The organism is Mycolicibacterium flavescens (genome assembly GCF_001722335.1).
Taxonomy (GTDB): domain Bacteria; phylum Actinomycetota; class Actinomycetes; order Mycobacteriales; family Mycobacteriaceae; genus Mycobacterium; species Mycobacterium flavescens.
This window is the reverse complement of sequence record NZ_MIHA01000018.1, coordinates 106,565-126,842: the sequence shown is the minus strand read 5'-3', so window position 1 is coordinate 126,842 and position 20,278 is coordinate 106,565. Positions and strand designations below refer to the sequence as shown.

The following is a 20,278-nucleotide window of genomic DNA, read 5'->3' as shown; positions in this document are numbered from 1 at the left end:
GTGCCACGCTCAACACGGCGGGGTGACCTCGTACTGTCGACCCAGCGGGTCTGACTAAAACCCACGCGCCACAGAGCGCTCCGAGGCACCCCGCCCCAAACACCCCTAATTCAGCAGACTCCTAGCGGCCGATCGCGCGATTTCTGCAGGAGGGTCGTGATCCGTCGCGGATCACGACCCTCCTGCAGATCTCGGCGCTCTACGGGGCCGGCGGTGCCAGCATGTCCTGCCAGGACTTCGGTCCGCCGGCAGCGCCCAGATCGCTCTGGGTGTACATCTTGCCGTCCGGCGCCATGTACTGCCCGCTGGCCGGGTCGTATTCGGCGACGGCGACCGGCGGAGCGGGTGCGGGGTCCGGCAGGCCGGCGCCCGGCGCGGCGGGATCTCGCGGAGCGGGAACGCTCTGCCCCGACAGCGTGGCGTTCGGGTCGCCCTTCCAGTTGTAGCCGTCGTTGAGCGGCACGAATTCCTCGTCGCTCTCACACAGCTTGGCCGTCGGCGCGCGCTTACCCGGCTTCTGCACACACGGCGTGTTGCGGGCACCGCGTACGTTGAACGGTGAATCCTGGGCAACCCGGCAGTACATGTCGCCTTCCGGCACCGGCGGATAGTCCTCGTGGGCGGCCGCGCGCCGCTGCTGGGCGGGCAGGAAGCCGGTGGTGCACGCGGGCGGCAGATTGAGGTTCAGGTTGAAGCTCAGGTATGCACCGGGGTAGTCCACCTTGGTGTTGCGGTTGGGCACACCGGTGGCCTGCACGATCGCCGCGCCCTGCGGCAGCAGGACCAGCAGCTGCTCGAGGTTGGGCCGGTACACGGCCGCCACTTCGGCCACCGACGCGAGGTTGGCCAGGACGACGGGCAGTGTCGGCTGCAGTTGGCTGAACAGCGCGCGGACCTCGTCGGCGGCGCCCGGGCCCTCCTTGAGCACCGTGGCGACGTCAGCGTCCTGGTCTCGCAGCTGGTCGGTGACGGTGGCCAGGTTGGCCGCCCACGCCTCGATGGAACCGGACGTCTCGGTTTGGGTGTCCAGAAGCGGCTTCGACTTGTCGACAAGCGTCGTCAGTTCGTTGACGTTTGCCTTGGCGTCGAGGGCCAGCGCGCTGGCGCCCTTGAGGAACCTACCGATCTCGGGACCGAGCCCGCCGAACGCGACATAAGCCTCGTCGACGACCGTCTTCAGGTTGTCCTGCGGGATCGCTTGCAGGCCTTTGTTGGTCGCGCTCAGCAGCGAGCTGATGTTCGGCGGGACCGACGTCTGGTCGCGGGCGATGACGTCGCCATCCTTGAGCGGCGGCGAGCCTTCGCTGCGCGGTATGAGGTCGATGTACTGTTCACCGATCGCCGAGACGCTGTGTACCTCGGCCTTGACGTCCGAGGGGATCTCGACGTCGGAGTTCAGCGACAGCACCGCCTCGACGCCGTTGTCGGTCAGGCCGACCGATTCCACCCGACCGACCTGGTAGCCGCGGTAGGTGACGTTTCCGCGTTCGTAGAGTCCGCCGGCCTCCGGCAACTGCGCGGTGACCGTGTACTGGCCCACACCGAACAGCAACGCCGGCAGGTGCAGCACCGGGAAGAACATGTACGCGACCCCGGCCAGTGCGATCGCCGCCACGACGATCAACTGGATCCATATCCGCCTCGTCAGAGTCATTTACGGTCCCTGGTTGAACTGGTACGGGACGACCAGCGGATTGCGGGCCGTGTACGGGCTGGGCATCTGGCCGATCGTGCGTCCCCATTGCATCTCGAGTTCGGTCAGCTCGCCTTCGAGGAAGGTGCCGGTGAGCAGGCCGGCGTCGAGCCTGCTGAGAGTCAGGTCGACCACCGCGGTGAGGTTGGCGTAGTCGCCGCGCAGCCATTTCGGCAGTGTCGGTTTGGGGAACGGGAACGTCGCGTAGAAGTCCAGCGACCTGGTCAGGTCCTGGCCCGCGTTGGCCAACGACTCCAATACCGGCCCGAGATCCTTGAGTTCGGCGACCAGGTTCTCCTTGGTCTGGTTGACCGAGTCGGCGGCCAGCGCGCTGAACTTGCCGATCTGGTCCAGTGCTTCGACCAGCACGTCGCGTTCCTCGCGCAGCACGGCCAGCGCCTCCGGGACGGTCTTGAGCGCCCGGTCCACGACCGGCTTGTCGTCGGCGATCTGACCGACCAGCGTGTTGAGGCTGTCTGCCGCCGCAATGATGTCGTCCTTCTGGTCGTCGACATACGCGACGAAGGTGTCGAGTTGGGTGATCAGGCTGCGCAATTCGGCGCCCCGCCCGTCCAGTGCCAGGCTCAGTTCCCTGGTGATCTCGCCGATCCGGCCGACACCACCGCCGTTGAGCAGCAGCGACAGCGCGCTGAGGGTCTGCTCGGTCGTCGGGTATGCGCCGGCGTGGTCGAGCGGAATCAGCGATCCCTCTTGGAGTTTGCCCTGCGGCGGCTCGTCGGTCGGGGCGGCCAGTTCGATGTGCAGCGATCCCAGCAGGCTGGTCTGCCCCAGCGTCGCGGTCGCGTTGGCGGGCAGGTTCACATCGCCGTTGAGCCGCATGGTGACCAGCGCGTGCCACCCTTGGCGTTCGATCTTGCTGATGCTGCCGACGACGACGTCGCCGACCCGGACCCGCGAGTTGGCCTTGAGGTTCACCACCTGGGGCATCTGCGCCTGGATGGTGTAGGCGCCCGGCCCCTTGCCCTCGGTGCCCGGCAGTTGCAGCGAGTTCAGGCCGCGCCATTCGCTACAACCGGTCAGGGCCAACGACGCCGCCACTGCCAGCACCAAAAGTGCGCCGCGACAACGACTTCGCATCACTGGCCACCTCCGTGCGGAACCATGATGCCTTCGAGCCCGGCTCCGGGGTCCGTCGCGACGGGCGCCGGCACCACCGGGGAGTCACCCGGATTGAGGGGTATCTTGTCGGCCGGTCGTGGCGGCACGAACGGTGCCTGGCCGTGGAACGGGTTCGCCGGCTCACCGAACCGGGTGAACACGTTGCCCGCCGGCGGCAGCGGACCACCCGGTGCCGGTTCGCCGCCGGCCTCCGCGGGCAGGTTGCCTGCCCCGCCTGACGGCGGGATGTAGTCCGGGCGCAGCCAGTCCTCGCTGTAGGTGAGCTCGTTCGGCCGGGCCGTCGCCCCGACGAACGGGTTGAGACCCAGCGGGAAGAAGTTGTACTGCCGGTTCTTCACGATCGGTGCGAGGTACTGCACGCACAGCTTCGCCGACTGCTCGGCGCCGAGTCGCGACGCCGCTTGCACCGCACCACACAGGAACTGAAGCGGATCGGACATGTTGTTGAACGCCAGCGCACCGGTCAGCGCGCCCTGCGCCGGCTGATAGATGTTGATGAAGTTCTGGAACGCGTTGGGCGCCACGTGCAGCAACTGCTTGATGTCCTCGAGGTTCTCGGTGAGGATCTCCGACACCCCGGCCAGCTTCTCCGACGTGGTGCCCAGCGTGTCGCGGTTCTCCGCCACGAACGTGCGCACGTCGTCGGCGACCGACGCGAGATCGCGCACGGCGGCACCGACCTCATTGGGGTCGTTGGCCACCAACCGGGTCGTCGATGCCAGGTTCTGGTTGAGCTGGCGCAGGACATCGTGACTGTTCTGCAGCGCGTTGACCAGAATCGCCAGGTTCCGCAGCGTGCCGAACAGGCTCTTGCTGTTGTCGCCGAGCGCCGAGAACGCGTCCGACAGTTCGATGAGCGTCTCGCGGATCCCGGCGCCCTGACCCCGCAGGTTGTCGGCGGCGGTGTTGACGAACGCCCCGAGCGTGCTCACCCCGCCCGGCCCGGTGGGCTGCAGCGTGTCGGCCAACCGTTCCAACTGCTGGCGGAACTCGTCGAACTCGACGGGCACCGCGGTGCGGTCCGCCGGGATCTGCGCGCCGTCGGCCATCGTGGGCCCACCCTTGTACGGGGGGACCAACTGGATCGACCGCGCGGTCACCAGCGCCGGCGACAGGATCACGGCCTTGGCGTCGGCGGGCACCTTGACCGAGTCGTCGACCGTGAAGGTGATCTTGGTGTTCAGCGGTTGCGGCTCAATCGCTTTGACGGTGCCGACCGGAACGCCGAGTACGACGACGTCGTCGCCGACATAGATGCCGTTGCTGTTCTTGAAGTAGCCGACGATCGTGTAGCGGTTGGCAGTCGGCGCGAAATTGACCACGGCGACGGCACCGACGAGCAACACGACAAGCGCAGTGGCCAGGCCGATCCGGGCCGGCCGCGATTTCAGCGCGTTCACTGGCCTCCCCCTCCGTGCGTGGTGTCACCTGGCGACGGCCGGTACACGGGCGTCGGCGGCGGTGGTGTCTCTTCCATGCCCGGCGCCGCCGGGGCGGGCGGGCCTGGCGGCGGGCCACCGGGCGGTGGCGCAGGCAGGGGCTCGCGGTACGGGTAGCAACCGGGGCCGGGCAGCGGAACCCCTGGCGGACCGCACTGCTGGTCGCCGGGGTTGCCGGTGATCGCGTCGGGAACCGTCATCCGGGGTTCACCGCCCTGACCGGTGCGCGGGAAGGGCACCGGCAGCGCGGGCGTGCCCGGCTGGCCGACCTGCGGGTCGGCGCGCTCCGTCGGAGCCAGCACGTTCGGGTCCAGGCCCAGATCCGAGAACGCAGCGTCGATGAACGGCTGAACGAACTGTCCCGGAAACAGGTTCACGACGTAAGCCTTGAAGAACGGGCCGGATCCGACCGACTCGCCCAGGCCCAGCGCATAGCGGTTCAACCCCAGAACGGCCTGCCTGACCTCCGCTCGGTGGTTGTCGACGATCGCCAGCACGCCGTTGAGCTTCTCCAGCGCGGGTTTGAGCTCGGTGCGGTTCTCGGCGATGAAGCCGTCGAGCTGCCGGCTGACCGCCGACAGGTTGCCGAAGAACTGGTCGAGCGCGGAGCTCTGCTCCTGCAGCGCGGCGAGAAGCTCGTTGGTGTCGTGGACGAGGCTGACGATCTTGTCGCTGCGCTCGGCGAGGATGGTGGTGGACTTCTCGGCGTTCGACAGCAGGCTGCGCAGTTCGGCGTCGCGGTCGGCCAGGGTCTTCGAGAACCTGCCCACGCCTTCGACCGCGGCCCGCACATCGGGCGGGGTGTCGGCGAACGTCTGCGCCAGCACCTCGAGCGACTCCGAGAGCTGGTCGGTGTCCAGTCCGCTGATCGCGGTGGTCAGATCGCCGATCGCGTCGGGTAGCTGGTAGGCAGAAGTCGTGCGCTGCAGCGGGATAGGGCCGGACTGGCTGCCCTCACCGCGCGGCGTCACCTCCAGCACTTTGGCGCCCAGCACACTGCTGGTCTTCACCGCGACCTCGCTGCGGTCGCCGACCCGGATGTCGTCGCGGACCTTGAAGCTGACCAGCACCTGGGCGCCGTCGAGCTTCACGCTGTCCACCTTGCCCGCGGTGACACCGCTGACCCGGACGTCGGCGCCCTGGCGCAGGCCGCCCGCTTCGGCGAAATAGGCCGAGTAATCCTTGCCCAGCGACAGGCCCGGCAGCTTGTCGTAGTTCACCGCCGCCACCGAGATGCCGACGAACAACAGCACACCGATGATGCCGATGGTCAACGGGTTTCGTTCCTGGAAGGACTTCATCGCGGAGTGCACCTCCCCGAGCTTTGACCGGCGACCTTGACGTAGACCGGCTGTCCGCCCTTTCCGTTGAGCTTGAGCACGATGTCACACAGGTAGAAGCTGAAGAAGTCGCCGTAGAGGCCCTGCCGGTTCAGGATCCGGTAGGACTCGGGCAGCGTATCCAGCAGGTTGTTCACGTAGTCGGCGTCGGCGACGATAGTGCCTGCCACCCGGTCGGCTTCAGCCACGACCTTCTTCAGCGGCGGACGCGCCTGCTGCATCAGGTCGGCCACCGACCCGGCGACCTCGCTGGCGTAGGCGACACCGTTGGCGATGTCGGTCTTGCGTTCCCGCAGACCCACCACGAGTTCGGAGAGCGAGTCGACGGCTTTGGCGAGCTGACCGCGCTGGTCTCCCAGCGAGCTCAGGACCGTGTTGAGGTTGACGATGACCTCGCCGATTAGCCGGTCGCGGTCGGCCAGCGTGTTGGTCAGCGTCGCGGTCTGCTGCAGGAAGGAGCTGATCGTCGCGCCCTGACCCTGCAGGGCGGCCATCAGTTGGCTGGTCAGCACGTTGACGTCATCGGGGTTCAACGCGTTGAACAGCGGCCGGAACCCCCCGATCAACGCGTCGAGATCGAGCGCCGGCTGTGTGCGGGTAAGCGGAATTGTCTGTCCTGCCTGCAGTTTCGCGGTACCACCGACGCCTTCGTCCAAGGACAGAAAGCGCTCGCCGATGAGGTTCTCGTACTGGATGACCGCCCGGCTGCCCTCGGTCAGTACGACGGAGTTGTCGACGGCGAACTCCACGAGCACCGAACCGCCGTCTTCCACCACGAGGTCTTTGACCTTGCCGACCTCGACACCGGCGATGCGCACGAAGTTGCCGGCTTCCAAACCCGACGCGTTCGTGAAAGCGGCCTTATACGTTGTCTGACCGCCGAATCGGACCTGTCCGAACTCGGCGACCATGAGGGCCCAGGCCAGTGCGCACGCCACGACGAAGATGCCGATGCGCCACAGCACTCCTCGCAAGCTACCCATGATGGCGGTGGTCCTTCATTCTCTGCTTTCTCGGTCGGGGTCGGTCACGGGGCGTCACCGCGGTGGCGGGTCGGCCTGCGGTACCGGCTGCATCTCGGCCGGGTGAGGCGGTACGAACGGTTCCACGCCGGGGCGGGGCCCGTCGTCCTTGGGCGCGCCGGGTGGGGGTGCCGGCGGCAGCCCCGGATAAAGCGGCGTGCCGTCGGGCGCGTACTGGCGGGCGCCGTACGGCGGTGCACCCGGATACGGGATCGGGCCGGGCGCCGGCGGGCCGATGCGGTTGACCGTCGGCGGTTGGCCGTTGGCGCGGGTGTACGGGAAGAAGTTCTCGTAGCCCGGGAAACCGATGCCCGGGTTGGGCCGCACGTCGAGACCGCCGCCCCAACCGGTGTCGGTGACCAGGTGACGCTGGGGCCAGTTCTGCGCGACGTCGGGCAGCGAGCCGCAGCCCGGCTTGCCGCCGGGGCCGCCCTTGGCGCCGATGATCGGCAGATGCTGCGGATACTTGTACTGGTCGTCACCGAGAAGCAGTGCCACGTCGAGGATCACGGACTTGCCGGTGGCGCCGCCCGCGACGTCGGCGAAACCGAAGTCGATGACGTTCTTGCCGCCGACGAAGGTGCATGTCAGTTGCGGGTTGTACTTCATCAGCAGGCTCGTGGTGGACTGCAGCGCGTTCACCGTGCGCACAAGGTTGTCCTTGGACGGCGCAAGCAGGTCGATACCGGAGTTGGCCAGTCCGACGACGTTGAGCAGCAGCGAGTCGAGTTCCTTCTCGTGCTTGGTGATCGTCTCGCTGGTGGTGCTCACGGCGTCGAGCACGGTGACGATGTCGTCGGCGGCCACGCTGTAGGTGTCGCTGAAGTCCTTGAGCGCGCGCCAGTCCTCGCGGATCGTCTCGGCGCGCGGATTCAGTTGCCGCAGAACCTCGTTGCCGGCGGTGATCGCCTCGCCGAAGGACTCCCCCTGGCCGCGCAGGCCGTCGGCGAGCGCCGACAGCACCGCGTTCAGTTTGGCGGTGTCGACCTGCTGGAGCACGTCGACGAGGTTCTCGAAGACGGTGTTGATCTCGGTGGCGACGTTGCGGGCCACCAGTACGTCACCCTTGGCGAGGCGTTTGGGGCTGGGATCGTCGGGGACGATCAGGTCGACGAACTTGTTGCCGAAGGCCGTGGTCGCCTTGATCTCGGCCTGCACGTTCGACGGGATGAATTTGACCTGGTCCGAATCGATCTGGATGTTGAGGCTGGATGCGGTGCCGTCGGGTGCGACGCCGTCCACCCGCCCGACCGTGATACCGCGCAGCTTGACGTCGTTGCCGGTCTCCATGATCAAGCCGGTCCGCTCCGACTTGACGGTCACCGGAACGTAGGATTTGTAGTTCCCCGTGAACAGGAGCCAGTCCACGAGAACGGCCAGGACGGCGGCCACGGCCAGCATCAGCGTCCACCATGCGGGGTGGATGCGGTTGTCTCCGGCTCTCAGTTTCTTCGCCATGTGCCGCTACCCGGAGATGTTCAGGCCGCCGGCCTGCCCGTAGATGCCCATGGCGACGAACAGCAGCACGAAGATGACCGCAACGAGCGAGGCGCGTACGCCGCGGCCGACCGCGGCGCCGACGCCGGCCGGACCACCGGACGCGGTGTAGCCGTAATAGGTGTGTATCAGCATCACGATCGTGGCCATCCCGATGGCTTGGACGAACGACAAGATGACGTCCATGGGGTTGAGGAACGTGTTGAAGTAGTGGTCGTAGACACCGGTCGACTGCCCGTAGGACAGGATGGTGCCGAGTTTCGTCGCGGTCCAGGCCGCCAGCATTCCCAAGCAGTACAACGGGATTGACAGTGCGACCCCCGCGACCAGGCGGGTGGAGCAGAGGTAGGGGATGCTGCGGACACCGATGACCTCGAGCGCGTCGATCTCCTCGTTGATCCGCATGGCACCCAGCTGCGCGGTGGCGCCGGCGCCGATGGTGGCGGCCATGGCGATCCCGACGATCACCGGCCCCGCCAACCGGGTGTTGACGTATGCGGAGGCGAAGCCGGTCAGCGCCTCGATGCCGACGTTGGCCAGCGAGCCGTACACCTGGATCGCGACCAGGGAGCCGACCTGCGAGCTGAGGAAGGCGACCACCACGATGGTGCCGCCGATCAGCGCCATCGCGCCGACGCCCAGGCTCATCTGGGCGATCTGGCGCAGCAGCTCGACCCGGTAGTAGATCCAGACATCCTTGGTGCCCACGATGGTCTTGACGAAGAACTGAACCTGTTCGCCGGTTCGGTTCCAGCCGTTGACGAGCGGCCGCGTCGAGTTCTGCACCCGCGGAAGGAACGGGCGGGCGGGCGCGCTCACAGCGTCGCCTTCGCGCCGACGATGGTGACGATCGTGCTGACCAGGAACAGCACGATGAACACGAACACGACGGTCTCGTTGACCGCGTTGCCGACACCGGCCGGGCCGCCACCGACGGACAAACCCTTGTAGCAGGCGATCAACCCGGCCAGGAAGCCGAACAACAGCGCCTTGGCGAGCGCGGTGACCAGCTCGGGGATCCCCACCAGCAGCGTCAAGCTGGAGACGAACGCGCCCGGGTTCACGCCCTGCAGGAACACCGAGAACATGAAGCCGAAGAACAGCCCGACGACGATCACGACGGAGGTCAGCATCGTCGCGACCAACGTAGCGGCGAGCACGCGCGGAACCACCAGTCGGTGGACGGGGTTCAGGCCCAGCACCCGCATGGCGTCGATCTCCTCGCGGATGGTGCGCGAGCCGAGGTCGGCGCACATCGCGGTGGCCCCGGCCCCCGAGATCACCAGCACGGTCACGATCGGACCGATATAGAGGACCGCGCCCAGCGCCGCGCCGGCCCCGGAGGCGTCGGCCGCACCGACCTCGAGCACCAGCAGGTTGAGGATGAAGACGGTCAGGCACAGGAACGGGACCGTCATCAGGATCGTGGGCAACATCGACACCCGCGTCACGAACCAGGTCTGCTCGACGAACTCTCGGAACGCGAACGGCGGCTTGAACAGCAGCACCACGGTGTCCATCGACATGGCGAAGAAGTCGCCGAGGTCGCGCAGCGGTTTCGCGAAGTCCCTCCGCTTGGTGTCGGTCACCGGCGGGCCTCGAAGGAGTCCGGGCCCGCGGCCAGTTCGGCGGCTGTCACCAGAGCATCGGCGGCGGCACACTTCATCGGTTGCAAATCCCTCTCCGACAAGCTCGGCACTTTGACAGGACGTCGGTTGTGATTGGACACACACGCCGACTGCCGCCAAACCGTACACCACGCTTTTCGGCGGGAGCAACACTTCGATGCTTTTAAGGGATGCGTGCCGTTTTTCGGACGGCATTTTCGCTTTGGTTTGCTCATCTAGCGTCGCCCTGCACGTCCGACACGGGGCGTGAGCGGCCCTTCGATGCAACCCGTGAGTCGAGCCGCACGCCAGGTGCGACGGGTCGTTGTTTAGTCTGGCTATCACCACTGTTCGAGCGGTTTTCGGCGGACGACAGGTACCGGTACGCGCCTCGGGAAAACCGCTCGTGCCGACATCACGAGAGCCGTCGGCAGTCGCCGCACCTCGACCTCGGTCTGGTTTGCTGATCGACGACATCAACCGCGCTCGAGACAAGCCCATTCGCCATTTATGGCAATAGGCTACATAGGTATTTCATTGGCTTAAGGCCCATTTACAGAACGGTTAATTGCCACGATTATCACGCTATGAAATTAAGCAGATAATTGATGCATTTGGGTACACCGTTGCGCGCTCGGAATTGCCTTTACGGCGTCTCGTTGAAGTTGGCGGCCGCATCGCCCGACAAGGCACGTCAGCTCGATGAGACGCGTCTCATCAGCGCCGCAGCGCCCTGTGACGGGAGCGTCCACGGGCCGCGACGACGTCGAACTGCCCCGCTGCCAATCGATCACGTATGAGCTATTCAGAGAATCCGCACAGCCCGCCGATTTGTGTCGCGGCCCACACCCACCGGGGCGCAAACTCGTCGGCTCAAAATAAACTAAAGGTCTATCTATATAGCTAATTGGAAATCGTCGGATCGCATATCGCTGCGGCGTCATCAGCATCGCAGATCATCCCCGGTGGAGCGTGCGGATTCCGTTGCTCGCTGCAGATCAACCCCGCCGTCGGGCCCGCGGGGTCCGGTTGCCGCAGGCCGCGGGCTCATTCGACCAGCCGCCAGATCACCTCGGACACCGCCGCCCGGACCTCGTCGGCCGGAACATCGCAGACCCGGTTGTGCTGCATCAACCAGGAGCGCTCGAGCGTTGCCATGACCGCGACCCCGGTGGCCGCCGCGTCCGACGCCGGTGGCCTGGAAGCAGCTTTCGCCATGCGCTCGCCGAGCGCACGCGCCGCCCGGCCGTGCGACCGCGCCACCGTGGCGCGGAACGCCTTGTCCTCGGGCATGTCCTCCTCGCTGCGGATCACGAAAGCGCCGTTGCGGTCGAGATAGGCGAAGTACTGGGCCACCCACGCGTCGATCCCGGCGCGCGACGCGTCGTCCCCGAACAGCTCGACCACGGCGACGGCTTCGCGGTAGGTCTCGGTGCCGAGCTCGATGAACAACTCGGTCTTGTCACTGAAGTAGTAGTAGAAGTTCGCGCGGGTGACACCGGCCAGATCGGTGATGTCGCGAATCGTCACCCCGGAGAACCCCTTGCGGGCGAAGGCGACCCGCGCCGCGTCCAGAATCGCCGAACGCGTGCGATCGGACTTGCGGGTGCCCGGGGCGTCAGACACCGTGCCCGACCGATTGCGGGTAGAAGCCACGCGCCCATGATCGCAGGGCCTCGAAGCCCGCGGCCTCCGACGGCGCGAGCGCCGGACGGTCCAGGTACTGCTGGTGCTCCCAGATACGGATGTCGTCGGGCAGCGCCGCCTTCGCTTGCGCCAACCGGTCGGCGAAGTCGTCGCCGGCTTCGTCGCTGATCCAGTAACCGGCGAAGATGTCCGACGTCTCGTCGTCGACCGGCGTCGCGCAGATCGAGATCACCCGCACACCGTCGCGGATGTGCTCTCCGTTGAAGGAGATCCCGATGCCGGACCAGTAGATCTCGATGGTGTTGACGGTGTCTGCGGGTCGGTCGACGCCGTCAGCCCACCTCTTGCCGAAGCCCACTTTGGCCGACCAGATCACGTCGTCGCGCGTCTCACGCAGGACGCCCGGGCTGATCGGGGTCCGATGCACGAACCGGAAGTGGTGCGGGTCCACCGCGTTCTCCGCGATCACCTGCGGGTGCACCTTCACCCGTTCGAACCGGGTGCGGCAGTCGGCGTTGAACCTGTAGTACTTGCGCGACGCCACATGCGGGCCGAGCACCGCGCGCCCGTCGGGCACCTCCCAGCGCGGTTCGGCGCCGCCGGCGTCGTGCCAGATGTAGATCGAGTCGTTGGCCTCGGTGACGGGATACGAGCGGATCCGCCGACCCCTGTTGGGCCGCTTTTCGTAGGGAATCCGCACGTTGCGGCCCTGCCCGTCCCAGACCCAGCCGTGGAACGGGCACTGGATGCCGTCGTCGACGACGCACCCGCCGTGGGCGAGGCTGGCGCCCAGATGCTGACAGTGCGCGTCCAGCACGCCGACCGATCCGTCGGCCTGCCGGAACGCCACGAGGTCACGCCCGAAGTAGTGCAGCGGGACGACGGCGTGGTCGGTGACGTCCGCGCTCCAGGCCACCTGGAACCAGCCCGTCGGCAACATGCTCGGCTTGCTCATAGAAATCCTTCTGCGTCAGCGGTTTTCCAGTCGGTTCGACGGTACTAATTTTTTGACAAAAATGTCAAAAATTGAACAACAGAAGTGGAGCGCTGTAAGGTCACCTGTGTTACTAGGTGACAGAACTACGGAATGCGGGTCGACATGCAGTGGGGATTGCCCTGGCCTGGCGAGCAGACAGCGGCCGAGGCCGAAGCCGCGGGCGCCGCCGCGTTCTGTTCGGGCGAGTTCGCCGATCTGAGCGCGTACGTCACGGCCGCCGACATGGCGCGGTCGACGGCCACGGCGATGGTGGGACCCGGCATCGCCTACGCGTTCGCGCGCTCGCCGTTCGTGCACGCCTCGTCGGTGCGTCACCTGTCGAAGCAGGCGGCCGGTCGCGTTTTTCTCGGGTTGGGCGCGGGGACCTCGCGGATGAACCGCGACTGGTTCGCCGTCGACTCGACGCATCCGGCCCGTCGGATGGCTGAACTCATCGAGGTCATCCGGCTGTACCTGACCGCGGAGAACGGCGAGAAGATCCGGTACACCGGTGACTTCTACCGGGTCGACGCCGACATCCGCGCACCGGTTCTGGGCCGTCTCGACGTGCCGATCCTGATCGGCGCCTTCAACAGGATCATGCTGCGCACCGCCGGTCGGGTCGCCGATGGCGTGCTGGGCCACGGCCTGTTCACCGACCGCTGGTGGGACGAGGTCGTCGACCCCGAACTGGCGCGCGGCGCCGGTGCCCTCGGCCGCGATTCCGGCGATCTTCAACGGTGGGGTTGGGTGATCACCGCGGTCAACGACGACGACCCGCAACGGGCCGTCACCGACGCCCGCCTGCAGATCGCGTTCTATCTCACCGTGCGGACGTACGATTCGCTGGTCGAGCTGCACGGCTGGCAGGACCAGGTGGACGCGATCCGCGCCGCCTTCCGCAGCGGTGATCCCCGGTCGATGTCCGAACATGTCACCGACGAGATGCTGTGGGCGGTCGCGGTCTGCGGAGACACCGAACAGGCCCGCGAGATGCTCGCGAGCCGGAAGCGGTTGCCCGACACGGCGTTCCTGGCGGCGCCCAGCTTCCTGGTCAGTCCGCGCAGGCGCGCCGGGTACGACGCCGCGGCCCTGCGGATGATGCGCGACCGCTGATGACCAGCGCACTTGCGGCCCGCGCGGTCCCGCGACATGGTTTACTGAGTACTACAACTGACGAACGACGAAGGGATCGCTGTGTCTCGACCTGAGTCGCTGGCACCGATGATCTCAGCCGAGGCGACGCCGGGTTCGGTGCGCTCACCCAAGACGGCCGAACTGGTGGCCCGCACGCTGCGGCGGATGGTCGTCGAAGGTCAGCTCAAGGACGGCGATTTCCTGCCACACGAGGCCGACCTGATCGCGCATTTCGGGGTGAGCAGGCCGACACTGCGTGAAGCGGTTCGGGTGTTGGAGTCCGAGCGCCTGGTCGAGGTCCGCCGCGGTTCGCGAACCGGCGCCAAGGTCCGGGTGCCCGGCCCGGAGATCGTCGCGAGACCCGCTGCGCTGCTGCTCGCACTGTCGGGCACCACACTCGCCGACGTGATGACCGCGCGCACGTCGATCGAACCGCCGGCGGCCAAACTCCTCGCCGAGCATGGCACCGCAGAGGCACACGAGGAACTCCGGCGGCTGGTCGCCGAGGTGCCGGCCGCCTGGGAGGCCGGCCGGCTGGCCGCGGCGTCGGCGCATCTGCACCGCCGGATGGTGGAGCTGTCCGGAAACGCCACCCTGGGCATCATCGCGGGAATGCTGCACGAGATCGGCGAACGTCACACCGCTGCAGCGATTTCCGGCGCGAGCACCGACAACAACATCGCCAAGTCCGAATACACCAAACTGCACAAGTCCTATGTTCGACTCCTCGACCTCGTCGAGGCACGCAAAGGTGATGCGGCCGAAGCGCATTGGCGCAGGCACATGGAGGCCGCGAGCGCGGCGATGCTGCGCGGACACGAGAAGACCCGCGTCCGCGACATCATGGACTGACAATCGCCGTTGTAGATTTTCGCGTTTCGGTGTACCCGTCACCGAAACAGTGATACTTTTACCTCATTGCGTCGCACGAGTGAGACGCCGATCGCCGATGATCGCAGGAGGTCCAATGTCCGTGAAACCCCTCGACGGAGTTCGTGTCCTGGAGGTCGCGCAGTTCACCTTCGTCCCCTCGGCCGGCGCGGTCCTCGCCGACTGGGGCGCCGAGGTGATCAAGGTCGAGCACCCGGTGACCGGGGATGCGCAGCGCGGACTGGTGCGGGTCCTCGGCGCTGCGGCATCGGTGCCGGGGTCCTCGTTCGCGCCGATCATGGAGGCCCCCAACCGCGGTAAGCGCAGTGTCGGCCTGGCGCTGGACAATCCGGAGGGTCGGCCGCTGCTCGAGGAACTGATCCGGCGCAGCGACGTCTTCCTCACCAACTACCTGCCCGCGGTGCGGGCGAAGCTGGGTATCGACGTCGAGGATGTGCGCGCCGTCAACCCCGACATCATCTATGTCGCCGGAAGCGGCTTCGGCTCCGAGGGCCCCGACCGCGACACCGGCGGCTACGACGCCACCGCGTTCTGGGCGCGCGGCGGCAGTGCCGACGGCGTCATGGCCGCCGATGCGGACCGCCCGGCGTTCATGCCCGCCGGAGCGTACGGCGACAACATCGGCGGCATCACGATCGCGGGCGGCGTGACCGCCGCGCTCTATCGCAGGCTGGCCACCGGCGAGTCGTCGGTGATCGACGTGTCGCTGCTGGCCGTCGGCGCGTGGGCCACGCAGTTCAGCGCCAACATGGCGATGCTCTTCGGTGGTCCGCTGCCCAAGATCGACCGCAAGACCGCCGCCCCGGGCAACCCGCTGACCGGCGGCTACCGCACCGCCGACGGCCGCCACGTCCAGCTGTCGATGCTGCAACCCACCCGGTACTGGTCTGAGTTCTGTCAGCTGATGGACCTCGACCAGTACGCCGAGGACCCCCGGTTCTCGACGTTCGAGGCGATGCTGGAAAACGCCGACGCCGCATACGAACTCGTCCGGGATGCGATCGCCGCACTGAGCTTCGACGAGTGCAAGGAGCGGCTCGGCCGCGGCACCGGCCAGTGGGCTCCGGTCCAGGACGCCTGGGAGGTCGCCAACGACGAGTCGCTGATCGCGAACGGTCGGATAGCCGAGGTGGTCGACGCCGAGGGGACCCCGCGCAAACTGATCGCCAACCCGGTCAGGTTCGACGGGCGCGACGAGACGCTGACCCGCGCACCGCAGTTCGCCGAACACACCGACGAGGTGATCCGCGAACTCGGTGTCGACGACGAGCGGCTGATCGAGCTGAAGATCGCCGGCGCCATCACATGACGGCCGCGAAGATCACGGCGTCCGATGACGGTACGGTGCGCGACCGGTTGATCCGGGCCGCCGACGAGGAGATCACTGAACGCGGTATCGAGCACATCCAGATGGAGGTCGTCGCCGCCAGGGCCGGGGTGTCCCGCGCGACCGCGTTCCGTCAACTCGGCACCGTTTCCGAGATGCTCGTCCAGGTGGCGCTGCTGCGTTCGCGCCGGTACGTGGCCGCGGTGCAGACGTCGATGGCCGCCAAGCGCGGGGTGTTCGCGAAGTTGGAGGCCGCGCTGCTCTATACGACGCGCGAACTGCCGAACGACCCGTCGGTGTCGGCGTTGATGTCGCAACGGTCCACCTCGGTGCACCATCCGATGGTCCACCAGATGGCCCTGCACGCGATGGGTCCGGTGCTGCGCGAGGGGCAGCGCAACGGAGAAATACGCACCGACCTGGACCTCGGCGAGATCATCACGTTTCTGATCGAGCAGACCTATCTGTCGGCCGAGGAGATCGACCGCTCGGACGCCGCGGTGCGACGGCGGCTGCGGCACTTCATCATGCCGGCCCTGGCCGCCACCGAAGGCGCTGCCGGAGAACGGTTGTCGCTGACGCGGGAAGCCGAGGACGCGGTCGCCACGGCGATCGACGCGCTGACCAATCTCGCCGGCCACCTGAACAGGGGCACGGCCGACCACGAACCACAGCCCGACGACAACCCCCATGTACAGGAGGATGGAAAGCAATGACCGACAACAAGGCCGTCTCCGGATGCCCGGTCACGAACATCGAGTTGATGGCGGGCAATTCGGCGCCCGCCCTGTCCAACTTCGCGCTGCTCGACTCGCTGCAGGACGAGGCCAGGCCCACGGTGCGCAGCACCGAGGCCGACGGGTACTGGATGTTCACCGACTACGCCACCATCCTCGAAGGTCTGCAGCATCCCGAGCTGTGGTCGAGCAGCGTCATCGTGCCCACCGAACCCGATCCGCCGTACAAGTGGATCCCGATCATGATCGACCCGCCGGACCACGCGAAGTGGCGCAAGGTGCTGGCCGACTACTTCTCCCCCGGCCGAGTCAAGGGGATGGCCGACGAACAGCGTGAACTCGTCGGTGATCTGGTCGACAAGCTCAAACCGCAAGGGGGTTGCGAGTTCATCACCCAGATGGCGCGGGTGTTCCCGTCGATCGTGTTCCTCAACATCATGGGGATGCCGGTCGATCACCTCGACGACTTCCTGGCGTGGGAGGACATGATCCTGCACACCGAGGGCACGGGTGAAGAGGCCAACGCCAAACGCCTCGAAGGCATGACGCACGTGATGGGTTTCTTCCAGGGGCTCATCGAACAGCGACGCGCCGAACGCGATCCGAACGCCCAGGACATCGTCAGCACCGCGATCGACTGGACCATCGACGGTCAGCCGATCAACGACCTCGAGTTGCTGAACTGCATGCTGCTGCTGTTCATGGCCGGTCTCGACACCGTCGCCAGCCAGTCCTCGTACACCATGCTGCATCTGGCCACCCACCCGCAGGACCGCGCGCGCATCGTCGAAGAACCCGACATCATCCCGCGGGCGGTCGAGGAACTGGTGCGGGCGTATCCGATCGTGCAGACCGCGCGAAAGGCCACCCAGGACATCGAATTCGGCGGCTGCCCGATCAAGGCCGGCGACATGGCCGCGTTCCCGCTGGCGATGGCCAACCGCGACGACCAGATGTTCCCGGACGGCAGGCGGGTGGATCTCGACCGCGGCATCACCCGGCACATCGCGTTCGGGGCCGGGCCGCACCGCTGCCTCGGCTCGCACCTCGCGCGCCAGGAAATGGCGATCCTGATCGAGGAGTGGCACCGCCGCATCCCCGACTACGAGCTCGCGGCCGACCCGGTCGAGCACGGCGGCCAGGTGTTCGGGCTGAACTCGCTCCAGTTGCGCTGGTAGACAGTCACTCAGAGGCTGGCGACGGCCGCGGCGGTGTCGAGATCCTCGACCGCCTGGCAGGCCCGTCGCCAGCCCGCCTGCGCGTTCTCGGGCGCCTGCAGTCCGGGCCAGGCCATCGTCATCGCCGACGCGTCCCAGGCTTCCGCGGCGAACAGCCGGTACCGGTTGAACGCGGTGTCGTAGTCGGGGACGTCCCGAACCCCGTTGTGGCGCAGGGCTTCGAGATAGCGTTCGATCAGTTCGCGCTCGTACGAGCGGCGGGCCTCGGGTTCGAGCCCGCCGACCATGAAGTACGTGATCTCCCGCAGCCCAGGACCGCACCAGATCACCTGCCAGTCCAGTAACCCGGAGCGGCCGTCGGGCAGCGCATAGGTGTTGCCCAGGTGCGAGTCGCCGTGCAGCAGGGTCAGCGGCCCGGCCTCGAACTCCCGGTAGTACGCGTCGATGTTGGCGTCCAGGGCTGCCGACACCGCTCGCACCGCCGGCGTCGTCTCCGGCAGCCCCAGTTCGAGCGCTCCCCGTCTGCCCTTGGCGTAGAACCGCTTCAGAATCAGGCTGCCGGGTCGGGCGCTCCACGTCTTCGCCCACGCGAGATCCCCGCGCAGCCGAGGGCTGTCCCAGAACTGCGCGTGCAGCCGGGCGAACGCGTCGATCAGTCCGCGGGCATGCTCGATCGGGCAGTCGTCGGCCAGCGCGAACGGCCGGGCACCGTCGTGCACGATGTCGTCGAGCACGATCAGGAAGCGCGCGCCCCACCCGGCGTACGCGTACCAGGACCGTGGGCAGACCTCGGCGACGTCGCGCGCCAACTCGTTGTAGAAGCGCACCTCGTTGACCGACATGTCCAGGGCGGCCACCATTCCGCGGTTCTTCGCCGACAGCGGACTGCTCTTGATGAAGATGTTGGCCGGCAGGCCCGCGGCTTTCCCGGCGTCATTCCACTCGACGGTCATCCGCCTGCGGTCGGTGGTGCCGGTGGTGCCGTCGAGCGCGGCCACCGAAAGCGCTCGAGCCCCGAACGTGCGGCCACCCACGTGGGTGGTCAGCCACTGCGCGGTGATGTCGTCGGACCGTGACGGGCCACGAACCGGCACCCAGGGCGAGGTCGCGGCGGCGAGTTGGCCGACCGCGCGCAGGTTGGTGACCAGCACGCTCATCCGAAGTGCTCCTTGCGTAGGTCTGCTTTGCGGACTTTGCCCAGCGCAGTCCTGGGCAGGGCGTCGACCACGACCAGCCGCTCCGGGGTTTTCTGCTTCGCCAGCCCGGCGGCCGCGAAGTGCGTTCGCAGGTCCTCGATTTCGAGTGTCGTGCCGGGATTGAGGACCACGATCGCGGCTACGACATCGCCGTAGCGGGGGTCGGGTGCCGCCACGACCGCACCCTCGGCCACCGCGGGATGCGTGTTGAGCACGTCTTCGACCTGACCGGACGAGATCGTTTCGCCGCCGCGGATGATCACGTCCTTGATCCGGTCGGTGATCGTCAATCGCCCGTCTCTGTCGAGATGCCCGAGATCACCGGTGCGGAACCAACCGTCGGCGGTGAACGCGTCGGCGTCGAGCGCGGGGTCGCGGTAGCCGATGAACTGGTCCGGGCCCTGTACGACGACCTCCCCGTCGACGCCGACCGGCTGCTCGTCCCCGCTCGGAGCCAGGATGCGAACCGCGCTGCCCGGCAACGGCGCTCCGTCGGTGCCGAACCGGGCGGCTTCGGGTTCGTCGGCGCGGCCGGAGGTCACCGTCGGGTGTTCCGTGCAGCCGTAGCAGCGGAAGGATTCGATGCCCGCTTCGCGGGCCCGTTGGCCGAGTTCCTCGCTGACCGCCGCGGCGCCGGTGAGGTATTCGCGCAGCGTGGCCAGTTTGCGGTCGGCGCCGGGTAATGCCAGCAGCCCTTCGAGGTGAAACGGTGTGCCCGCGGTGGAGGTGATGCGGTGGCGCTGGATCAGTTCCGCGGCCGTCGCCGGGTCCCACCGCTCGAGGAACACGCTGCGTCGGCCGGAGGTCATGGGCCGCAACATCGCGTTGACCCCGGCGATGTGGCCGGGCGGGAAGGTGGCCAGCTGTACCGACGCGTCGTCACCCGCGATCACGGCGGACAGGGTCACCAGCTCGGCGAGCATCGAATTATGGCTGTGCTGCACGCCTTTGGGCGCCGATGTGGTCCCCGAGGTGTAGATCAGCACCGCGACGTCGTCGGCAGACGGCTCCGGTCTGCGGTATGCGGCCTCCGACGGTGCGGGCACCGTGTCGAGCGTGATCATCAGCTTGGCCGCGGACTGGGCCAGGATGAAGTCCACCTCGGCCCGGCCGTAGATGTGCACGATCGGCACCAGCACCGCACCGCACAGCAGCACCGCCTGGTAGACGACCGCGCATTCGATGCGGTTGGTCATCTGCACCGCGACGGTGTCGCCGGGCCCGATTCCGCGGGCCTGCAGCGCGGCGGCCACCGCGGTGGCGCGCCGGTGCAGGTCGGCCAGGGACACGACGGTCTCGGTGCCGTCCGCGGCGAAGACCAGTTCGGCAGCGCCGTGCTCGTCGGCGCCGTGTTCGATGGCGTCGATCAAAGTTCGCCCGGAGTACCAGCCCCCGCGGTACCAGCGCTCACGGAGACGCTCATAGCCCGGGTGCATAGGTAACTAGGTTAG

At 67.3% G+C, this 20,278-nt stretch carries 17 protein-coding genes; 5 read left to right on the top strand and 12 right to left on the bottom strand.

From position 1 onward, the window contains the following. Window positions 1–199 precede the first annotated feature (199 nt). From BHQ18_RS21935 to BHQ18_RS21890, 10 genes are all read right to left on the bottom strand, one after another. Complete coding sequence (locus BHQ18_RS21935) at window positions 200–1,654, bottom strand: MCE family protein (protein ID WP_069415745.1); 1,455 nt, start codon at window positions 1,652–1,654, stop codon at window positions 200–202. After that, complete coding sequence (locus BHQ18_RS21930; RefSeq protein WP_069415744.1) at window positions 1,655–2,791, bottom strand: MCE family protein; 1,137 nt, start codon at window positions 2,789–2,791, stop codon at window positions 1,655–1,657. Further along, on the bottom strand, window positions 2,791–4,233 hold the full coding sequence (locus BHQ18_RS21925; protein WP_131815721.1) for an MCE family protein: 1,443 nt from the start codon (window positions 4,231–4,233) through the stop codon (window positions 2,791–2,793). Before BHQ18_RS21925 ends, BHQ18_RS21930 begins: the two co-directional genes overlap by 1 nt. Further along, window positions 4,230–5,573, bottom strand: coding sequence for an MCE family protein (locus tag BHQ18_RS21920; RefSeq protein ID WP_069415767.1), 1,344 nt, complete (start codon window positions 5,571–5,573; stop codon window positions 4,230–4,232). Before BHQ18_RS21920 ends, BHQ18_RS21925 begins: the two co-directional genes overlap by 4 nt. Further along, on the bottom strand, window positions 5,570–6,598 hold the full coding sequence (locus BHQ18_RS21915) for an MCE family protein (RefSeq protein WP_205866166.1): 1,029 nt from the start codon (window positions 6,596–6,598) through the stop codon (window positions 5,570–5,572). The genes BHQ18_RS21920 and BHQ18_RS21915 overlap by 4 nt, the downstream gene beginning before the upstream one ends. A gap of 51 nt (window positions 6,599–6,649) precedes the next feature. After that, window positions 6,650–8,092, bottom strand: coding sequence for an MCE family protein (locus tag BHQ18_RS21910; protein ID WP_069415742.1), 1,443 nt, complete (start codon window positions 8,090–8,092; stop codon window positions 6,650–6,652). Window positions 8,093–8,098: 6 nt separating this feature from the next. Then, a complete protein-coding gene (locus tag BHQ18_RS21905; RefSeq protein WP_069415741.1) occupies window positions 8,099–8,950 on the bottom strand; it encodes an ABC transporter permease in 852 nt (283 codons plus the stop codon). Further along, a complete protein-coding gene (locus BHQ18_RS21900; protein ID WP_069415765.1) occupies window positions 8,947–9,657 on the bottom strand; it encodes an MlaE family ABC transporter permease in 711 nt (236 codons plus the stop codon). The genes BHQ18_RS21905 and BHQ18_RS21900 overlap by 4 nt, the downstream gene beginning before the upstream one ends. Window positions 9,658–10,785: 1,128 nt before the next feature. Next, the gene (locus tag BHQ18_RS21895) at window positions 10,786–11,364 is read right to left on the bottom strand and encodes a TetR/AcrR family transcriptional regulator (protein ID WP_069415740.1); all 579 of its coding nucleotides are present in this window, start codon (window positions 11,362–11,364) and stop codon (window positions 10,786–10,788) included. After that, entirely contained in the window at window positions 11,357–12,340 is a 984-nt protein-coding gene (locus BHQ18_RS21890) for a Rieske 2Fe-2S domain-containing protein (RefSeq protein ID WP_069415739.1), read from the bottom strand. The genes BHQ18_RS21895 and BHQ18_RS21890 overlap by 8 nt, the downstream gene beginning before the upstream one ends. Before the next feature lie 144 nt (window positions 12,341–12,484). On the opposite strand from BHQ18_RS21890, the gene BHQ18_RS21885 reads away from it, so the two are divergent. From BHQ18_RS21885 to BHQ18_RS21865, 5 genes are all read left to right on the top strand, one after another. Further along, window positions 12,485–13,477 (top strand): LLM class flavin-dependent oxidoreductase, encoded by a 993-nt coding sequence (locus BHQ18_RS21885; RefSeq protein WP_069415764.1) that lies wholly within the window; start codon window positions 12,485–12,487, stop codon window positions 13,475–13,477. Window positions 13,478–13,558: 81 nt separating this feature from the next. Then, window positions 13,559–14,350 carry a FadR/GntR family transcriptional regulator gene (locus BHQ18_RS21880; protein ID WP_069415738.1) on the top strand — a complete coding sequence of 264 codons (792 nt, stop codon included), beginning with the start codon at window positions 13,559–13,561 and terminating at the stop codon, window positions 14,348–14,350. Between the two features lie 115 nt (window positions 14,351–14,465). After that, a complete protein-coding gene (locus tag BHQ18_RS21875) occupies window positions 14,466–15,698 on the top strand; it encodes a CaiB/BaiF CoA transferase family protein (protein ID WP_069415737.1) in 1,233 nt (410 codons plus the stop codon). Beyond that, window positions 15,695–16,432, top strand: a complete 738-nt coding sequence (locus BHQ18_RS21870) for a TetR/AcrR family transcriptional regulator (protein WP_109789372.1) — start codon at window positions 15,695–15,697, stop codon at window positions 16,430–16,432. Before BHQ18_RS21875 ends, BHQ18_RS21870 begins: the two co-directional genes overlap by 4 nt. Then, a complete protein-coding gene (locus BHQ18_RS21865; RefSeq protein ID WP_109789371.1) occupies window positions 16,429–17,631 on the top strand; it encodes a cytochrome P450 in 1,203 nt (400 codons plus the stop codon). Before BHQ18_RS21870 ends, BHQ18_RS21865 begins: the two co-directional genes overlap by 4 nt. Window positions 17,632–17,639: 8 nt before the next feature. Here BHQ18_RS21865 and BHQ18_RS21860 read toward each other — a convergent pair whose 3' ends face one another. Then, window positions 17,640–18,788 (bottom strand): phosphotransferase family protein, encoded by a 1,149-nt coding sequence (locus BHQ18_RS21860; protein ID WP_069415736.1) that lies wholly within the window; start codon window positions 18,786–18,788, stop codon window positions 17,640–17,642. After that, entirely contained in the window at window positions 18,785–20,263 is a 1,479-nt protein-coding gene (locus BHQ18_RS21855; protein WP_069415735.1) for a class I adenylate-forming enzyme family protein, read from the bottom strand. The genes BHQ18_RS21860 and BHQ18_RS21855 overlap by 4 nt, the downstream gene beginning before the upstream one ends. Window positions 20,264–20,278 lie beyond the last annotated feature (15 nt).